Source organism: Leptolyngbya sp. FACHB-541, from assembly GCF_014695875.1.
GTDB lineage: Bacteria > Cyanobacteriota > Cyanobacteriia > Elainellales > Elainellaceae > JAAUTN01.
The window spans coordinates 110878-128141 of record NZ_JACJPC010000043.1; the positions used below are offsets into that span (position 1 = coordinate 110878).

General features: G+C 47.0%; 7 protein-coding genes. 2 read left to right on the forward strand and 5 right to left on the reverse strand.

The window, feature by feature from the left end:
• The first annotated feature begins 38 nt into the window (after window positions 1–38).
• Both H6G00_RS08030 and H6G00_RS08035 read left to right on the forward strand, forming a co-directional pair.
• Entirely contained in the window at window positions 39–257 is a 219-nt protein-coding gene (locus H6G00_RS08030) for a hypothetical protein (protein ID WP_190644581.1), read from the forward strand.
• Between the two features lie 105 nt (window positions 258–362).
• On the forward strand, window positions 363–1163 hold the full coding sequence (locus H6G00_RS08035) for an RMD1 family protein (RefSeq protein ID WP_190796352.1): 801 nt from the start codon (window positions 363–365) through the stop codon (window positions 1161–1163).
• A 12-nt stretch (window positions 1164–1175) separates the two neighbouring features.
• Here the strand turns inward: H6G00_RS08035 and H6G00_RS08040 are convergent, their stop codons facing one another.
• The 5 genes from H6G00_RS08040 to H6G00_RS08060 all read right to left on the reverse strand — a co-directional run bounded on the left by H6G00_RS08040 (window position 1176) and on the right by H6G00_RS08060 (window position 17192).
• Entirely contained in the window at window positions 1176–1634 is a 459-nt protein-coding gene (locus H6G00_RS08040; RefSeq protein WP_190796353.1) for an MgtC/SapB family protein, read from the reverse strand.
• 73 nt (window positions 1635–1707) lie between these two features.
• A complete protein-coding gene (locus tag H6G00_RS08045; RefSeq protein ID WP_190796354.1) occupies window positions 1708–2316 on the reverse strand; it encodes a hypothetical protein in 609 nt (202 codons plus the stop codon).
• A gap of 71 nt (window positions 2317–2387) precedes the next feature.
• Window positions 2388–2732, reverse strand: coding sequence for a DUF1815 family protein (locus H6G00_RS08050; RefSeq protein WP_190644577.1), 345 nt, complete (start codon window positions 2730–2732; stop codon window positions 2388–2390).
• A 557-nt stretch (window positions 2733–3289) separates the two neighbouring features.
• The gene (locus tag H6G00_RS08055; protein WP_190796355.1) at window positions 3290–5821 is read right to left on the reverse strand and encodes a right-handed parallel beta-helix repeat-containing protein; all 2532 of its coding nucleotides are present in this window, start codon (window positions 5819–5821) and stop codon (window positions 3290–3292) included.
• 340 nt (window positions 5822–6161) lie between these two features.
• The gene (locus H6G00_RS08060) at window positions 6162–17192 is read right to left on the reverse strand and encodes a tandem-95 repeat protein (protein WP_190796356.1); all 11031 of its coding nucleotides are present in this window, start codon (window positions 17190–17192) and stop codon (window positions 6162–6164) included.
• Between the last annotated feature and the right edge of the window lie 72 nt (window positions 17193–17264).

Consider the following 17264-nt stretch of genomic DNA (forward strand, 5'->3'; position numbering starts at 1 on the left):
CCGTTTAATGTCTCTGAAGTTGACCTAATTCAGCAGCCATGTCTGAAAAAACAGCTCAAGTTTGCCCTGTCTGCGGAGTGAAAATAGTGCCAGCCGTTGGCGGAGACAGAGTGCTATTTTCTTCAGGTTCACCAGGCAGTAGAGCAACTTTATGGGCTAGAGTCTGTCAGTATGCCCGTAAACCTGGCTGTATCAACAAAAATCAGGATACGATCGGGGAAATTAAGCCTGGAGACTACTACCAATCTGAACCTTGATCTGAGGCGAAACGCAGAACAAATGGGCGATCGCTTCTGATTCCCATTCCTTAGAGTGAGTAGTGGCTTGCATTTTTCTATGAACAGCAGGCTTACTATAACTATATGCAAAAAGTACTCTTTACCGATAGAGAATCCGTTCAAGGTCGCGCCATATTTGTAGGCGAACGTTTAGAGCTAAAAGCTTTAGAGAACACCGACTCTCTCGCAACCGTCCCTCTAGTCGTAACTGCCGGGGATCACGGCTGTGCAGCTTTGTTCCGCTACGGAGCGGTTGTGTTATTTGGGCTTGACCCTCTTGAAGAAGCTTTCTTCCTCACGCAGCTTCAACCCTTTATCATTGAGCCCTTCTCCTCTCCCGAAACCGAAGAAGCTACCCTTCAACTAGAGCAGGTTGGAGCCGAACGGGTAGAAAATGGAATGATTTGGCTACAAGAATTTGGGATTGAACGGCTGCAAATTGTCGCTGACATCTTGGCTAAAAGCGTTGTGTTAGCTCAGTATGAAGTCGGCACCGCTAGCGTCTTTGACCAGATTGAACCTTTTGCTGAAAGCCTACAACGTACAACCCGAAACGAACGCTGGGGCAAAGAACTACTCAGGCAACTGGGTAGAACTCTCTCTATTCAACACAAAATTGTTGGTCGCGTCGAAATTATTGATAAGCCAGAACTGCTTTGGGATGCACCAGAGTTAGAGCGCCTCTATCTACGTTTAGAGAATGAATACGAGATTCGAGAACGCCATTTAGCCCTAGAGCGAAAGCTAGAGCTAATTTCTCGAACCGCAGAAACCGTACTAGATTTACTCCAACACAACACTGGACTTCGAGTGGAATGGTATGTCGTAGTCCTGATCGTCGTAGAAATTCTGCTGTCGCTCTATGATTTGTTCTTTCAGATTTAATAGCGTCGCAAATCAGCGCTCAAATTTCTTCACACCCCAAAGAATTAAAAAGGTCATTCCTGCCCCTAACAGCCCAAGCTGCCACAACCCACAGCCCATTACCACTCCTAAAGAAGCTGAAACCCAAATGGCAGCAGCAGAAGTCAACCCTTTAACCCTAATTTGATCTGAGTCAGAGCGAGTCGTTGAGAAAATTTCTCCGGCCCCCAAGAATCCTATTCCAGCAATCACCCCTTGCATTACTCGACTAAGAACGTCAGCACTTTGCTCAACGGCTCCTGTCTGAATGCTTGTCAGCACAAACATAGCAGAGCCAAAGCTCACTAGCATATGAGTCCTTAAACCAGCAGGTTTTTCGGCAGCTTCTCGTTCCCACCCAATTAGAGCACCCGCAAATATGGCTAGACCCAGCCTGAGCACAATTCCTGCTCCATCGGCTGGAAGTAATAAGTTAGTTTCTGAAAGTCCCACAATTTCGTATCAAATTTATCAATGTTCAGTAGATAAATTGTAAGTGAAGCATTAAGCTTTGGTTAAGGGATCACTAACGAATATTTAATAGCCACTTAGGATAGGCGTAGGAGTGATGCAAATCTAGAGTTGGTGCTAGCGGATTGCTAATCTGCTCAACAACAACTTGAAGCTGGTTGAATTGCTGACTGGGATCACCAAATGCCTCAAATGCCAGACTCCACCAAGCTGCATCTTGTACTTTCAATTCTGTTAATTCAACCCTACAGCCTTGCTCAGGCTGTTGCTCAAAGGAAATTGCTTTTGGAGGCTGAGCCGGAAAGGTTTGATATTGCTGTTGCGATCGCACCTTCTCGACGCTAATCCAGGTCGCCTCTGCCTCTACATCGGCTAAATCTAGGTATTCAGAAGAATCTTGCAAGCTCCACTTCTGCCAAACCTCGACCTGACCAGCCCAGCGATCCCCAACCTGTAAAGTTCTAAGTTGCTTGAGTCGAAGTTTTAGCTCCAGGCTCCCATGCCGCAACTTTAAGTTGAGGTATTCACACTTGGGCAGTTGCAAGTATTGATCTTCACGAACCTCAATTGGCGCTATAGCCTGATCCCAGGTGGCTTGGAACCAATTTCTGACCGCTGTGGGTAAAGAACCAGGGTAGAACCAGCGCATCTCCGTTGTTATCATCTACTCGCCATCATCGAAAGTGAGGCGAACTCACAGCTAGGCTAAACCTATCGTAAGTAGGGGGAGCTAGGTTAAGAAGGTTGAGCGATCGCCGGACGGTACTCAGAGGGGGCAATCTGATACTTAACAAGGTTAGCTAGCTCTTGAAGTTGGCTGATCGCTTCAGCACCTTCTAGCTTCATGAGCTCCCGATCATCCCGCATCTCAGTCCAAGTGATCCCATAGTCAGATACTAGGAATCGAATCAAATGATCGTTGCCTAAGCTAACCATGAAAGAAGCACTATTCATTTGCCCACCACAGGTGTAGCAGGAAGCCAAATAACCCCGTCGCTCAAGCACAATCGCAAGAGCTTGAAGATTCATGACCAAATCCTTGACAAATTGTCGATGCTGCTCTGCAAGTCTTAGAAACACGTTGAACCTCCTGTCACCTACACCACACTTAATTTTAAGGCTTTTTAAGATTTTTTTAAGATTTCGATCCTACGGACTCATAGCCAATGATGAATTCCGTACAAGAATTAAAAGAACCGGAATAAACAGATATTGAAAGAATCAGTCTACTCTTACATTTGTGCTATCTTAGCCTACCTAACCCTTTGAACTCATAAAGTATCGGGTAGAACAACGAACCCAACATCTATACAAAGACTTAGGTCGTTTAACCTGATAGCCCTCTTATACACTAGCTTTCATTTCGTGCTCTGCCTACCCCCTTAATCAGGGCTTCAATTTTGAGCACCATTTGAGTCGGTTATCCCTCGTAACAGAAAAGTAAATCTATAATAACGAGCCAGTGTAATAGGAACGGTGTGAGGGACAACTATTCCTATGAGCTGAAACTTGCATAAACTGCAACAGTAATAACTACTTTTTCAGCGCTACTAATTCCAGAATAAAAACATAGCAATTTTGTTTCAGCTAAAGCGGGGTTAAGTACTACTAGTTCTGATTGGCTTAATTTTGAGGCGCTAGTTTCTGAAGCAAGATGGAGCCCCAGCCTTATTGGTAAAGACTGATGAATTAGGTTCCACAAACACTTCTCCAATATTTCTGGATGAAACAGTAGGCAAATCGCCAACCTCAAAAAGTCCAGGAGCACCCAAGCTATTGTTGTCTAAGCGGATGCCAGTTGCACTGGTATTATCGTTGAGGACAACACATACGTCTGTGGTACTTGAGCTAGCAGTAACTTCCACTTCTGGATTGCCGCCAGTTGTGTTGTCTGACAAACTATTTTCTTGAATATCAGTAATTAATGTTGCAGAGTCATTAGTGGTTAGGACAATGCCTTGATCTCCGTTACCCGATATGACGTTGTTGCTGATCCCCAAAGAACTGTTGGCAGCATCAGTAACGTATTCCTGAAAGCTGAGATTATTGGCTACTCCACGAATTCCAGCGCCTCCGTTACCCTGAATCACATTGGCATCAATTGCTAGTTCTTGGGCAGCAACTTCGTTACTTTCAATGGAAATACCGTCTCCACCATTGTTGATGATTTGATTTCTACGAATAAATACTTCTTGAGCTGCTGTAGAAAATCCATTAGGTGTACCCGACTGTGTGCGAATTCCATCTCCTCCATTGCCTCTGACGGTGCTATTTTCTAGGATGAGCTCTTGAGAGCCTATGTTAGTTGCCTGAATCAGCAGCCCCTCTGCACCGCTGTTCAAGATATTGCCATCTCTAAATGAAATTTGCTGATTCCCCGAATTGCTAGCTGTCGCAAGCAGTGCTTGTTCTCCGCTATTACGCAAATTCGTGTCCGTAATGTTAACGATTTGCTGTGGATCAAATCCTTGAGTTAAATTTCCCAGTGCTGAAGTTTCAATAGCAACCCGATTATCTACAATTTGATGGCTTTGGATGGTGGCTTCCACATCACCATCAGTTGAGTTCCGAATCAGAATTCCTTGTCCTGAACCAGCGCCTCCCCGTGATCCGGTAATGCTGTTATTAAACAAGACAACACTTCCTGTCACCTCATTTAGGAAAATGCCTCGCTCTCCTGCGTTCGTTATTGCATTGTCCCGAATTTCAATATTCTCGGCTTGGTTGCTGATAACAGCATTGCCTCTGGCGTTCGCAATTCTAAAACCTGATAGTACGGTGCGATCGCTCATCGCAACTAAATCGGTTGCTCCAGCATCTTGAATTCGTGGAAAGTTACCATCTCCTGAAAATGGCAGATGCACTAAAATGCCATCCTCATAATTCACGACAGGAGAAAAAGGTAACCGGGCAGGAGCTTCTGGGAAACCCGGAAAGGGTAAGCCAGCCAATAACTGAACTGGACCTTGAGAAAGTACCCGAACCCGATCTGGAATCGTAAACGCCGGAATATCTGGATTGTTCCCTCCATTGATGTACACAATGTTGTTTCCATCCGAGAGAGTATCCTCTAATGCTTCCTCAACCGTGCCAAATGGATTCTCAAAAGTCCCATCTCCTTGAGCTTGCTGCCCTAATGTCACATGCACAAATCGATAGGGTTGCTCCTCTTCAGGATTCATCAATGGCTCGGTGAACTCATCAACGATTGTTTCTGATTCTTGTTGAGCATCAATGGGAATGTTAGGAAGGCGAACGATCGTTTCACCCAGCCGTGCTGGGACATCTTCCACTTCAGTGATTGGACCCCTGGGGCGAACCCTGGGCCAGGTCAAGCCGGTAGAGAGAACAATATTGGTGCCAAAAATATCATCATTCTGCAGTGCAAGACCCAACGTGAAATTTTGAGTGGGTCTTGCTTCCAAGCGCAAACGCCATCCTAATGTGCTGTCTGTACTTATAGCGTCATAGAAATATACTCCCCCAAAGGCGCGCAGGTCATCGTTGCCCTCGTCCCACTCTGCCAATTTCACCCCTGCCTCAGCATCCAGCCCAAACAGTGCTGCTTCATACAGACGGTTAATTTGTTGTTCACGGCGGCTTGATAATACGAGAAGATTTTCCTCAAACCCGCTTGAAATATCAAATCCTGTGTCGAAGCGCCGTTCATCCGCCAATTGACGAGAGCTTCCCAGCGGAAGATAACCATTGATACGAAAATCCCAAGTTTCACCTAGACTCTCCAACCCTAATCCCAGTTGATGAAAGGTGTTGTTATGAGTTTCACGACTATCGAATGCTACATAGCTACCAAAGATGCGATCGCGGGATTGTGAGTAAAACCGATGCCCTAGCAATAAACTACCGCCGATATTGCCGTCATTATCTAGCAGAAGCTGAGGAACAAAAAAGGTGATATTTTGCCCCGGATCTTGTCTGAGCGGAATGAATCCCTCAAATTGAGTCACTCCGTCAAAACCTCCACCCGATGTCGAATGTTCAACCCCTAATCGAGATGGGATAACCAAATCTACAGCAGAGCCTGTTTCACTCAGAGGGGCACTTTCGGGTTCAGAGATATCTGTTTCTGGAGTCTGGGCGATCGCTGGAAATGAAACAGCAATGGAGGCTAGAAGTCCTGTGAGAAACAGATAGTCTGTGAGTGTCATGACTGTGTATTTGCAGTAGATGGAGTTCGCTTAGGAGGTAGGGAATGAGTAATAACGAATATCACTCATTTCCTGAGTGTTCCCAGCGCAATTAAACCTATACCAGAACGAATGCAGTTCGACGAACATGGATAAATTTGTCACTTGCGCTATAAACTCGCCTTAAACCTAGACAGAAAGGGAAGGAGGACTTTAGTTCTTCCTTCCTTTCTATCTAATTTGTATGGTCTACACCTGTATGGTGCTACACATACTTGGAACTCGTTCTTGTATGAAATTCTCGCGATACAGGAACTTTCACATAAACGCCTTGCCAAGGCGTGTAGCGCTAGAAAACGGTTTAGAAGATGAAATGTCTTTGAGAGAGTGTACTTGCGTTGACATCCTCAAGCACTGCAACAGTCTTAAGGCTGCCGTTGATGTTGGCTTTCAGTAAAGTATCGTCACCTTTCTGAGTAAACCGAAGATCACGCATGGATTGAATGCCTTGGATTGGTCGGAAGTTAATCCGATCTTTGACAATTTCAAAATCGGTGATGACATCACCAAAATCGCCGACGGAGGTATAGATAAACTGATCACGACCTTGTCCACCTGTCAGGGTATCTTTACCCACTCCACCTGTCAGCAGATCATCACCACGACCACCTCTCAAGGTATCGTTATCAAGTCCACCATGGAGGCGATCGCGCCCATCTCCACCATCTAAGGTATCTTGACCCGCTTCTCCATAGATGCGATCGTTGCCGAGCCCACCGTTGAGGATATCATTCTCTGTTCCACCGAGCATCAAGTCCTGACCGCTACCACCATTGAGAATATCCTTTCCTGTACCTGCTCTCATATCATCATTGCCACTACCGCCATTGAGGATGTCATTGCCATCATCTCCACGCATGACATCCCTGCTACTACCACCATTAATAATGTCGTTACCACCAAGTCCTCGAAGAATGTCAATATCGCTAAAGCCGTTGAGAATGTCGTCTCCATTAGTCCCAATAACGATATCTGGACCAGACGAACCGTTGTTGGGAGTAGGTCCTGGAGGTGGGGAAACTTGAATGCTGACGGTTGCAGTTTCGTTTACTCCTCCAGATCTCACAGTGTAGGTAAAACGATCCGTGCCTACGAAACTTGTATTGGGAGTGTAGGTGAGAGTGCCATCTGGGTTAATGCTAACAGTTCCATTTCTACCTTGGGTGATGCTTTGGATTTGTGCATTGCTGTTTTCGAAACTATCGTTTCCTAAAGCATTGATAACGACAGGCTTTCCTTTCTGAGTAACTCCACTATCGCCAGCTACGTCAGCAACTGGCTTGACCAGGATAGTGGCGATCGCCGTTACTGCATCTCCATTCGTATCTGTTACCTGGTATGTGAAGGCATCAGTGCCATTGAAGTCAGAGTTCGGTGTGTAGATGAAAGTGCCGTCAGAATTAAAACTGAGAATTCCGTTGCTAGGCACATTCGTTACGGTATAGGTAGCTGGTTCATCTCCCATATCTACATCGGCGACACTACCACTCACTAAAACATCTTCACTGGTTGTGAATGCATCATTAGCGGGATCAGGAACTGCATCCACTGCAATATTAACGGTGGCAGTTTCAATGACACCGCTGGAGGTAACGGTGTAGGTAAAGCTATCGCGGCCGTTAAAATTCAGATTGGGGGTATAGGTAACAGTACCATCAGGGTTGATGTCCACGTTACCATTACTACCATTGGTGACACTTGTGACTGTGGCTCCTGATGCAAAGCTGTCGTTAGTAAGGACAGGGATGACAACTGGAGTATCCTCGTCGGTGCTATTGTTGTCGCTGATGATATCTGCAACAGGATTGACTATGACATTAACCGTTGCAGTTTCAGTGTCACCTGTCACGGTTGTGGCGGTGTAGGTAAAGCTGTCATTGCCGCTGAAGTCAGGTTTAGGCGTATAGGTGACAGTGCCATCAGAGTTAATTACAACTGTGCCGTTGCTGCCGTTGGTGGCTGCGGTTACCGTTGTCCCTGATGCAAAGGTATCATTGCCCAGTACGGGAATGGTGATTGGAGTATCTTCGTTAGTGCTGCTGCTGTCGTTGATGCTGTCTACAGCAGGATTGACTGTGACATTGACAGTTGCAGTTTCAGTGTTACCTGCTACGGTTGTGACGGTGTAAGTGAAGCTATCGTTGCCATTGAAGTCAAGTTTAGGCGTATAGGTGACAGTACCATCAGGATTGATGACCACACTGCCGTTGCTACCGTTGGTGACGCTCGTGACCGTGGCTCCTGATGCAAAGCTATCGTTGTCCAGTACGGGAATGATGACGGAAGTGCCTTCGTTAGTAGTGCTGCTGTCGTTGAGGACATCTACAGCAGGGTTGATTGTGACGTTAACAGTTGCAGTTTCAGTCACACCACTCGAAGAAACGGTATAGGTGAAGCTGTCGTTGCCGTTGAAGTCACGCTTAGGCGTATAGGTGACAATGCCATCAGAGTTAATTACAACTGTGCCGTTGCTGCCGTTGGTGACTGCGGTTACGGTTGCTCCTGATGCAAAGCTGTCGTTATCAAGAATAGGAATTGTGACCGAAGTGTCTTCGTTAGTAATGCTGCTGTCGTTGAGGATATCTACAGCAGGATTGATTGTGACGTTAACAGTTGCAGTTTCAGTCACGCCACCCGAGGAAACGGTGTAGGTGAAGCTATCGTTGCCGTTGAAGTCAGGTTTAGGAGTGTAGGTGACAGTACCATCAGAGTTAATTACAACCGTGCCGTTGCTGCCGTTGGTGACACTTGTGACTGTTGCTCCTGATGTAAAGCTATCGTTGCCTAGCAACGAAATCTTAATCGGAGTATCCTCGTCGGTGCTGCTGCTGTCGTTGAGGATATCTACAGCAGGATTGACTGTGACGTTAACAGTTGCAGTTTCAGTCACACCACCTGAGGAAACGGTGTAGGTAAAGCTATCGTTGCCGTTGAAGTCAGGTTTAGGAGTGTAAGTGACAGTGCCATCTGGGTTGATGACCACACTGCCGTTGCTGCTGTTGGTGACACTTGTGACTGTGGCTCCTGATACAAAGCTGTCATTGCCTAGTACCGGAATAGTGACTGGAGTGTCTTCGTCAGTAGTGCTGCTGTCATTGAGGATATCTGTGGCAGGATTGACCGTGACGTTAACAGTTGCAGTTTCAGTCACACCACCCGAGGAAACGGTGTAGGTAAAGCTATCGTTGCCGTTGAAGTCAGGTTTAGGAGTGTAGGTAACAGTGCTATCTGGGTTGATGACTACACTGCCGTTGCTGCCGTTAGTGACTGCGGTTACGGTTGCTCCTGATGCAAAGCTGTCGTTATCAAGAACAGAAATTGTGACCGAAGTATCTTCGTTAATAGCGCTGCTGTTGTTGAGGATATCTACAGCAGGATTGACTGTGACATTGACAGTTACAGTTTCAGTGTTACCTGCTACGGTTGTGACGGTGTAAGTAAAGCTATCGTTGCCGTTGAAGTCAGGTTTAGGAGTGTAAGTGACAGTGCCATCGGGATTGATGACCACACTGCCGTTGCTGCCGTTGGTGACTGCGGTTACCGTTGCTCCTGATGCAAAGCTGTCGTTATCAAGAACAGAAATTGTGACTGGAGTATCCTCGTCGGTGCTGCTGCTGTCGTTGAGGATGTCTGCAACAGGACTGACTATGACATTAACAGTTGCAGTTTCAGTCACACCACCCGAGGAAACGGTGTAGGTAAAGCTATCGTTGCCGTTGAAGTCAGGTTTAGGAGTGTAAGTGACAGTGCCATCTGGGTTGATGACCACACTGCCGTTGCTGCTGTTGGTGACACTTGTGACTGTGGCTCCTGATGCAAAGCTGTCATTGCCCAGTACCGGAATCTTAACTGGAGTATCTTCGTTAGTAGTGCTGCTGTCATTGAGGATGTCTGTGACAAGATTAACCGTGATAGTGGCGATCGCTGTTCCGACATCCCCATTTGCATCCGTTACCTGATAAGTGAAGGTATCGGTACCATTGAAATCCGGATTCGGTGTGTAGGTAAAGCTGCCGTCTAGATTGAAGTTAAGAGCCCCGTGATTAGGTGCGCCTGTTATCACATAGGTGGCTGGTCCATCACCTGCATCAGGATCAGCGACACTACCACTCAAAAGAGTATCTTCACTGGTGCTAAACGTATCGTTAACGGGGTCAGGAACCGCATCCACGGTAACATTGACAGTTGTAGTTTCGGTCATACCTCCGGAGATAACGGTGTATGTGAAGCTGTCAGCCCCAAAGAAATTGGGCTTAGGCGTATAGGTGACAGTACCATTAGAGTTAATTACTACATTGCCATTGCTACCGTTGGTGGCACTTGTAACGGTTGCTCCTAATGCAAAGGTGTCATTGTCCAGCACGGCAATTGTGACTGGAGTATCTTCGTTAGTGCTGCTGCTGTCGTTGAGGATGTCTGCTACTGGATTAACCGTGATGGTGGCGATCGCCGTTCCGATATCTCCATTTGCATCCGTTACCCGATAAGTAAAGCTATCGGAACCGTTGTAATCGGGGCTAGGTGTGTACGTGAAACTGCCGTTCGGGTTAAAGTTGAGGACACCGTGGCTAGGAGCGCTGCTTACTGCATAGGTAGCTGGGCCATCCCCGATATCTGCATCAGCAACGCTAGCGCTTAGTAGTGTATCTTCATTGGTACTGAACGCGTCGTTGACTGGATCAGGCAAAGCATTGATGGTAATTGTGCTAGTGACAGGTGTACTAGTTGCAGCGCCAGCACCATCGGAATTAGCATCTGTAACTTGCCAACTGACAGTACGAGTGTTTGTTGTTTGAGTCGGAGTTTCACTGGTGTTGAGATAGGTCACTGAACGCATAACCTGCTGGTAACGCGCCAATGTATCTGTACCAGAGAGCGTTAAGACACCTGTGTTGCTGTTGTAACTTGCTGTGATGTTAGTGCCACCAGTAACGGCAGCCAACACATCTCCTGTAGTGAAGCCATTGCTGATGGTGACGGTTGCTGACCTGATTTGGGTGTCATCTACGTCAGCCACGGTCACAGTATTGTCAACTACTCGGGCTGTTTGGTTTTCGGTGTAAGCTAGCGTTGCCCCAGTGCTAATTACTGGAGCATCACTAAGGGGAGTGATGTTGACTATCACTGTTCCGGTGGCAGCCAATGCTCCACCACTGCCTTGGGCACCTGTGTTGTCGTCATTGAGGGTATAGGCGATCGCTACCGAAGAGGGTGGATCTTCACTTATATTGCGGTAGGTAACTTGCTGAAGGGCGCTATTGACTAGGACAGTAGTCGCATTGGCATTAAAAGTTAGAACAAGAGTGCCACCGCTGTTTGCCGTAACTGTACCAATGGTGACTCCGTTTACCACGAAGCTAGACCCTTGAGCCAACGTGCCGAGCGTACCACTATTACCAAATGCATCCTGACTGTTGCCCCCTCCTTGACGATGCAAGGTTAGGCTAGCACCGTTCCAGTTATCTAGTCCTCCAAGTTCTATATCATTGGCGATCGCATCTGCATCTAAAATCACCGCCGTACCGTTTTCGGTGAACGAAACAGAACCACCGAGATTATTAAACGTGGGCGCATCATTAACCGGGTTGATGCTGCTGGTTAATGGCACAGTGCTGGCGCTATAGCGGGTTGTACCTCCAATTGCGCCACCTCCACTTAGGTTAACGATCGTTCCAGTTGTCACAGTTCCAGTGGAACTGTCAATTAAATGCACGTTGAGTGCAGGAACCGCACCATTATAGTTAGCAGCTGGAACGAATCGAAGTTTATCTGAAGCTGATACTATCAAAGCATTTGTTGCACTGGGATTACCTACAGCTTGCCAAGTTGTGCCATTGAAGTATTGCCAGATACCTTCAGTTGTTACTGCGTTACCGACGATCGCTACCCCTACCAGAGTATTGGCAGTAGAGCCGTTCGTAACTTGGTCGGTAATATCACTAAATTTGGTAGTAAACAGGTTGGTGATGGTATCTCCGGCTGGAGATGCCGCATCTTCATTAACAGCCGCTAAGGTAGACGATCCAGTGGCGATCGGAGCATCATTCACTGCTGTGACACTGGTGGTCAAGCTGATTGCATTATTGCTGTTGCTATAGGGAGTTGTACCGCCACCAGATCCAACATTGACTATATTCCCTGATGCAACAGATCCTTGAGAATCATCAATTAAGCGAACAGATAGATTTCCAACTGCTCCGTTGTAGTTTGCCTTAGGAAGGAATCGCAAATAGGAGTTTGCCACTACCACAAGAGCCTCAGTTGTAGATACTCCAGTTCCAACGTTGTTCCAAGTGGTGCCATCTGTTGACCATTGCCATCTACCTTGAGTGCCTGATGTAGCCAAATTATTAGTGATTGCAATTCCAGCAAAGTTGTTTGCGGAAGATCCCCCTGCGACCTGATCAACGTTGTCAACAAACTTGCTGCCAAATAGGGATGAGACTAAAGTACCAGTCAGTGCTGCATCTTCAGGGACAGTACCAAAGGGAACGGAACTGCCGATGGTTCGAGTGGGAGCATCGTTGATTGGATTGATAGTGATGTTGACCGTTTCGCTGTCAGTTTTCGCTCCTCCTGCGCCAGTATTGCCCAGGTCATTCACCAGGATACTCAACGCATCAGAACCATTGACATTAGCAGTGCTTTGATAGGTCAGTGTAGATAGAGCCGTGTTGAGTGCGGCTTTGGTTCCGGTCACGGTCACGCTCGCACTGCCGTTGGTGCCATTAGTGAAGGTTAGTCCCGTAATTGTGCCGAATGCCAGAGTTCCCTTACCGACTGTCAGAGTCATACTTAGGGTTTTGCCAAAATCATCCGGGTCAGCTAAGGAAATGAGATTTGTCCCTGTAAAGCTAAATGATTGATCTTCGGTAGCGGTTATGGTGGTCGGGTTGGTGATAACAGGTGGGTCATTAAAATCGCTAACCTGAATCGTGATGTTCTTGGTGTCGGTTAATGCACCGGGTCCACCGTTCGCCGTATCATTGACGACAACTGCCAAAGTGACCGTTGCCTCTGAGTTATAGTTGGTAGGAGCATAGCCCAATCCATTTAACGTTGCATTGACTTGAGCTTTTGTTCCTGTAATGGTGACGCTGGCTGTGCCATCTCCACTTACGCTTGCCCCAGAACCAGTGGCAACTGTGAGAATGCCATAGGCTAAACTGGTTGTGCTGTCGATCGCATTTAGAGTGATTGTGAAGTTATCTAAACCGTAAAGTGGCAGATCAGCAATGTCATCAATGGTGATAGCGTTGCCGTTGGCAGTACTAAAGATTTTTGGACTGGTATCAGAAATTGTCTGGACTGCGGTGGGTGCTGCCAGAGTAGGCTGATCATTAACTGGGGCAAGAGTTATGTTGACCGTTTGAGTCGTTGATTTTGGATCGTTTACGCCACCATTTAGTCCCGTGTTGCCCTGGTCGTTGGCAACGATTGTTAGCGTATCGCTACCGTTAACATTGCTATTTCCCTTATACGATAAACCTATCAGTGCCGAGTTGATTGCGCTTAAGCTTCCAGTTAGGGTAATCGTGCTACTGTTGTTTGCGCCAGATGTAATCAAACTGGAATTTGTAAGGGTAAGAGTACCCTTCGTCACGTTCAACGTGACCGTGTTGACTGTGGAAGTAAAGGCATCTACATCGGCGATCGCAATAACATTTCCACCCGTAAAGCCAAACGCTACATCTTCAGTTGCCGTAACGCTTGCAGGAGAGGCAATAGTTGGAGCATCGTTATCATTACTGGTAAAGAGAGCAATGGACTTTGTGACGGTCGTGCTATATCCAGATGGAGATGGAGATGGATTAGGTCCGCCATTATTTAAGTCATCAACAGTCACCACCAGTGATAATACTCGGTCTTCGTCCGTTGGCACTTGTACTTGTAAGCCGTCTAGAGCTGCCTGAATACTTGCCTTTGTTCCTTTAAATGTTACAGTGCCACCTAAAGTACCATTGCTGCCCGTAACCGTTAAGCCAGAGATGGAACCCAAGGTCAAAGTGCTGGCGGTGTAAGTTGCTTCACCCACTTGCAAGTCAAGAGTGACCTTTAGAACATCGGTTTCGCCAGGACTGAGCGTATCTAAATCTACGTCGATGGCGGTAATACGATTGCCACTGGCATTGCTAAACGTCAGTGGGGTATCGGTATTGAAAATCTGAGCAGTGGGGACAGCCAGTTGAGGTGCATCGTTGGTTGGCGTAATGGCGATTGTGTAGTTGCCAGGAACTGCTGCACCACCACCATCACTCACCGTAAATTTAAATGCATCAGTATAGTTTTCTGACCCATTGTGAGTATAGGTGATACGGTTATTGTCTAAATCAGCTTGGGTAAAGACACTCCCTACTGATAGCGCTTGTCCGTTGCGGAACAAAGTACCATTATCAGTTGCGTCAGTGATGCGATACTGCCGCTGAACTGTGGTATTGTCAGAGTCAGTGTAAAGCAGGTGAGGCTCATTATCTGCTACCCTATTTGAGCCTTTAATTATACCGCTTCCCGCTTCTGCAACTGTTAATGAAGTGGAGGACGCGAAGGCAGGATTATCATTAAGGGAGGCAATGGTGAGATTGACTGTTTGAATTGTGCTGAGTTTGTTGAGTGTGCCTGTGTTGTCGTCTGCTTGGACAGCGAAACTATCTGTAAAATTCTCAGTTCCATTATGGATGTAGAGCAGCTTTCCACCGTCTAGCTGCGCTTTGGTGATGATTGTGCCGGATGTGACTGTCACGAAACCGCTGCCCTGATCAACTTGCAGCGACCCATACGTCGGCAGCGTGACAACCCGAAACGTGAGCGAGTTTGGTGTAGCAAAGTCTATTCCTGATTTTTCACCTGTACCATCAACATCACTGAGTGAAAGATAGGAATTATTGATGACTAGCGTGCCTGCTTCAACTAGAAAAGGCGAACCACTGGTCGCAACCGTAGGCGCATCGTTGACTGGTGTAGCATCGATTGTAAAGGTTTGCTCAAAGGTGACATTAGTACCATCGCTAACGGTGAAGCGGAAGTTATCATCAAAGTCTTCGTTGCCTGCATGATTAAAGGTAACTCGATTCTTGTTGATATCATCCTGGGTGAATGAGCTATATAAACCAAGTGACGTGCCATTTAGTTGAATTGAACCGCTGCTGGGTAAACCGGTGATACGGTAAACAATTGCACTGGGGATGTTATCTGTATCTGTTGCGCGTAAAAGGGCATTCGTGATAAGTGTCGAGGTACCTTCACTTAAACTGGCAAGACCCTTATTTAGCTCAATCACTGGAGGGGTATTACCCACAACAGTTGGGTTTTGAGTACCACCAGTACCGCCGCTTCCAGTAGCTGGAACATCAATATTAATGTTGAAGGTGAGGGTTTGTAGAGCAGAACCATCCGATTTCCAAATGCCGCCTTCTCGTGTCGAGGGATACTCACGAATTTCGCCATCGCGAACCTGGAAGCTAAAGCTATCGGCAAAACCCTCATTACCTGAAGACGATTTGTGGAATGCATAGCGAACTCGACTGTTGTTCAAATCATCCTGCGTAAAACTGGCACCAACACCAATTCTTACCCAACTGGTACCGTTAAACCGTTCTAGTCCCCCGATCGCCACGTCAGGTGCGGCAGTGAGAGTGTAGGTGAGTTGGGTAGTTGGTGAGTCCGGATCGGTGACACTTAGATCAGCAGGAGTAATAACTTTAGTCAAACCTTCTGAAAGTGTGTTCAGGCGTAGTCCCGTGTTTCTAACGAGAACGGGGTCATCGTTGTTGGGCTGAATATTGAGGTTGACGGTGGATGTGGTAGAACCTGGAGTGCCAGTGCCACCGCCGTCGTCTATCACTCGGATAGTAAAGCCATCGGGAGGAGGGTTACCAAAGTTATCGTCGTTGCTATCATGGCTGTAAGTGAGATTTGCTAGATCCGCAGAACTTAGCGTTTGCCCAGCAATGACGGAATTGCTCCCCAGCTTCAAAACGCCATCAACAGGCAGAGTGAGAATTTCAACTGTATAGTTGCTAGCCGTCTGGTCTGGGTCGCTAATGGAAATTGCGATCGGGTGATTAGTTTCTCCTTCAAATAGGGTATTTGTACCGCTGACCGTGGGCAGTTGGTTAACTGGAGTAATCGTGACAGGAATGGTCGTTACACCAATAGTTCCGCCTGCGCCATCGTCAACGGTTATGGTGAAGGTATCACTCGTTCCACCTGGTGCTGTCGTCTGGGCACCACTATGCACGTATCGTAACTGAGCGGTCTGGTCATAGGAAAAGGTAGAACCAACTACGAGAAAGTTACCGTTGAATGTTAAATAGCCTTTGCTAGGCAAGCTATCGAGCTTGACAATAATTTGTACATTTTCATTGTCAACGTCGGCAATACCAAAGTTGCTAGCGTTGAAGGAATTATTACCTCCCTCTGCAACACTGATACCGGATGGAGCAATGGTTGGGGTGTCGTTGACTGGAGTGACAGCGATCGCCACATTACGTAGGACCGATTGAGTTCCGTCGTTGACTATAATGGCTAATGTTTCATTACCGCTGTAGTTTAACCCCGGCTTGTATAACATCCCAGCTAATGCTGCATTAACAGCAGACAGTGTACCTGAGAAGCTAATGCTGCCTGTGCCGCCACCTGTAATTCCACTTAGTCCACTGGTTGAAGCGAGGTTCAAGAGACCTTGGGCAATAGAGAGGGTGACGGTCTGGATATCTGCTGCATCCGCATCACTAACCGAAATTCCTGTAATGGATAGAGTTTTATCTTCATCAACAGCGCGAGTGATTGTGATACTGTCACTAATCACAGGTGCTGCTAACACTCCTTCATAGGTAGCCAAGGTGGAAGGGGCGATCGGGAGGGTTGCTTGAACTTGTCCTAGTTTGTGGTCAAGCTGCCAAGTGCCACCCAGCGAAGCATGACCAACGGGAGACGTAGAAGCTGCAATCTGCGCGCCAGTGAACTGGTGCAACTTCTCAATGAACTCAGCTCCAGCATCTCCAACCGCAACGTTACAACCATATAGCAGGAGTGAGGGAGGGGAAGGGAGAAGAGGGAAGGAGGTAAACCAGGTCTTTAGATCCCAAGCATAGCGATCGAGAGTATCCAGGGTGAGTTGTGTCTGCCCAAGATAAAGGCAACCTGGAGAACCGTGGGAGACGATGTGGACGTTGCTGTACCCAGGATTCTTTGCAAACAAATCAGTGATTTGTCGAACCCCATCTTCTTCAGAATTTAGGACAAAGACCTGTGTTGATGGTTCAATACCAAAGAGAAGATTTTGGTAGTTTTTAACCGTAGCATCAATGAAGAGGATGGATGAATTGAGCATTGTAGCTTCCTGAAGGTTAGTCTGGATGGCTGATTGGGTTGACTGGAATCCGGTCTCTTTTCGGCAGCGGAC

Excerpts from the sequence above, each read along its gene's own strand:
- H6G00_RS08030 (WP_190644581.1), top strand. The coding sequence starts at position 39 with ATGTCTGAAAAAACAGCTCAAGTTTGCCCTGTCTGCGGAGTGAAAATA.
- H6G00_RS08035 (WP_190796352.1), top strand. The coding sequence starts at position 363 with ATGCAAAAAGTACTCTTTACCGATAGAGAATCCGTTCAAGGTCGCGCC.
- H6G00_RS08045 (WP_190796354.1), bottom strand. The coding sequence starts at position 2,316 with ATGATAACAACGGAGATGCGCTGGTTCTACCCTGGTTCTTTACCCACA.
- H6G00_RS08055 (WP_190796355.1), bottom strand. The coding sequence starts at position 5,821 with ATGACACTCACAGACTATCTGTTTCTCACAGGACTTCTAGCCTCCATT.
- H6G00_RS08060 (WP_190796356.1), bottom strand. The coding sequence starts at position 17,192 with ATGCTCAATTCATCCATCCTCTTCATTGATGCTACGGTTAAAAACTAC.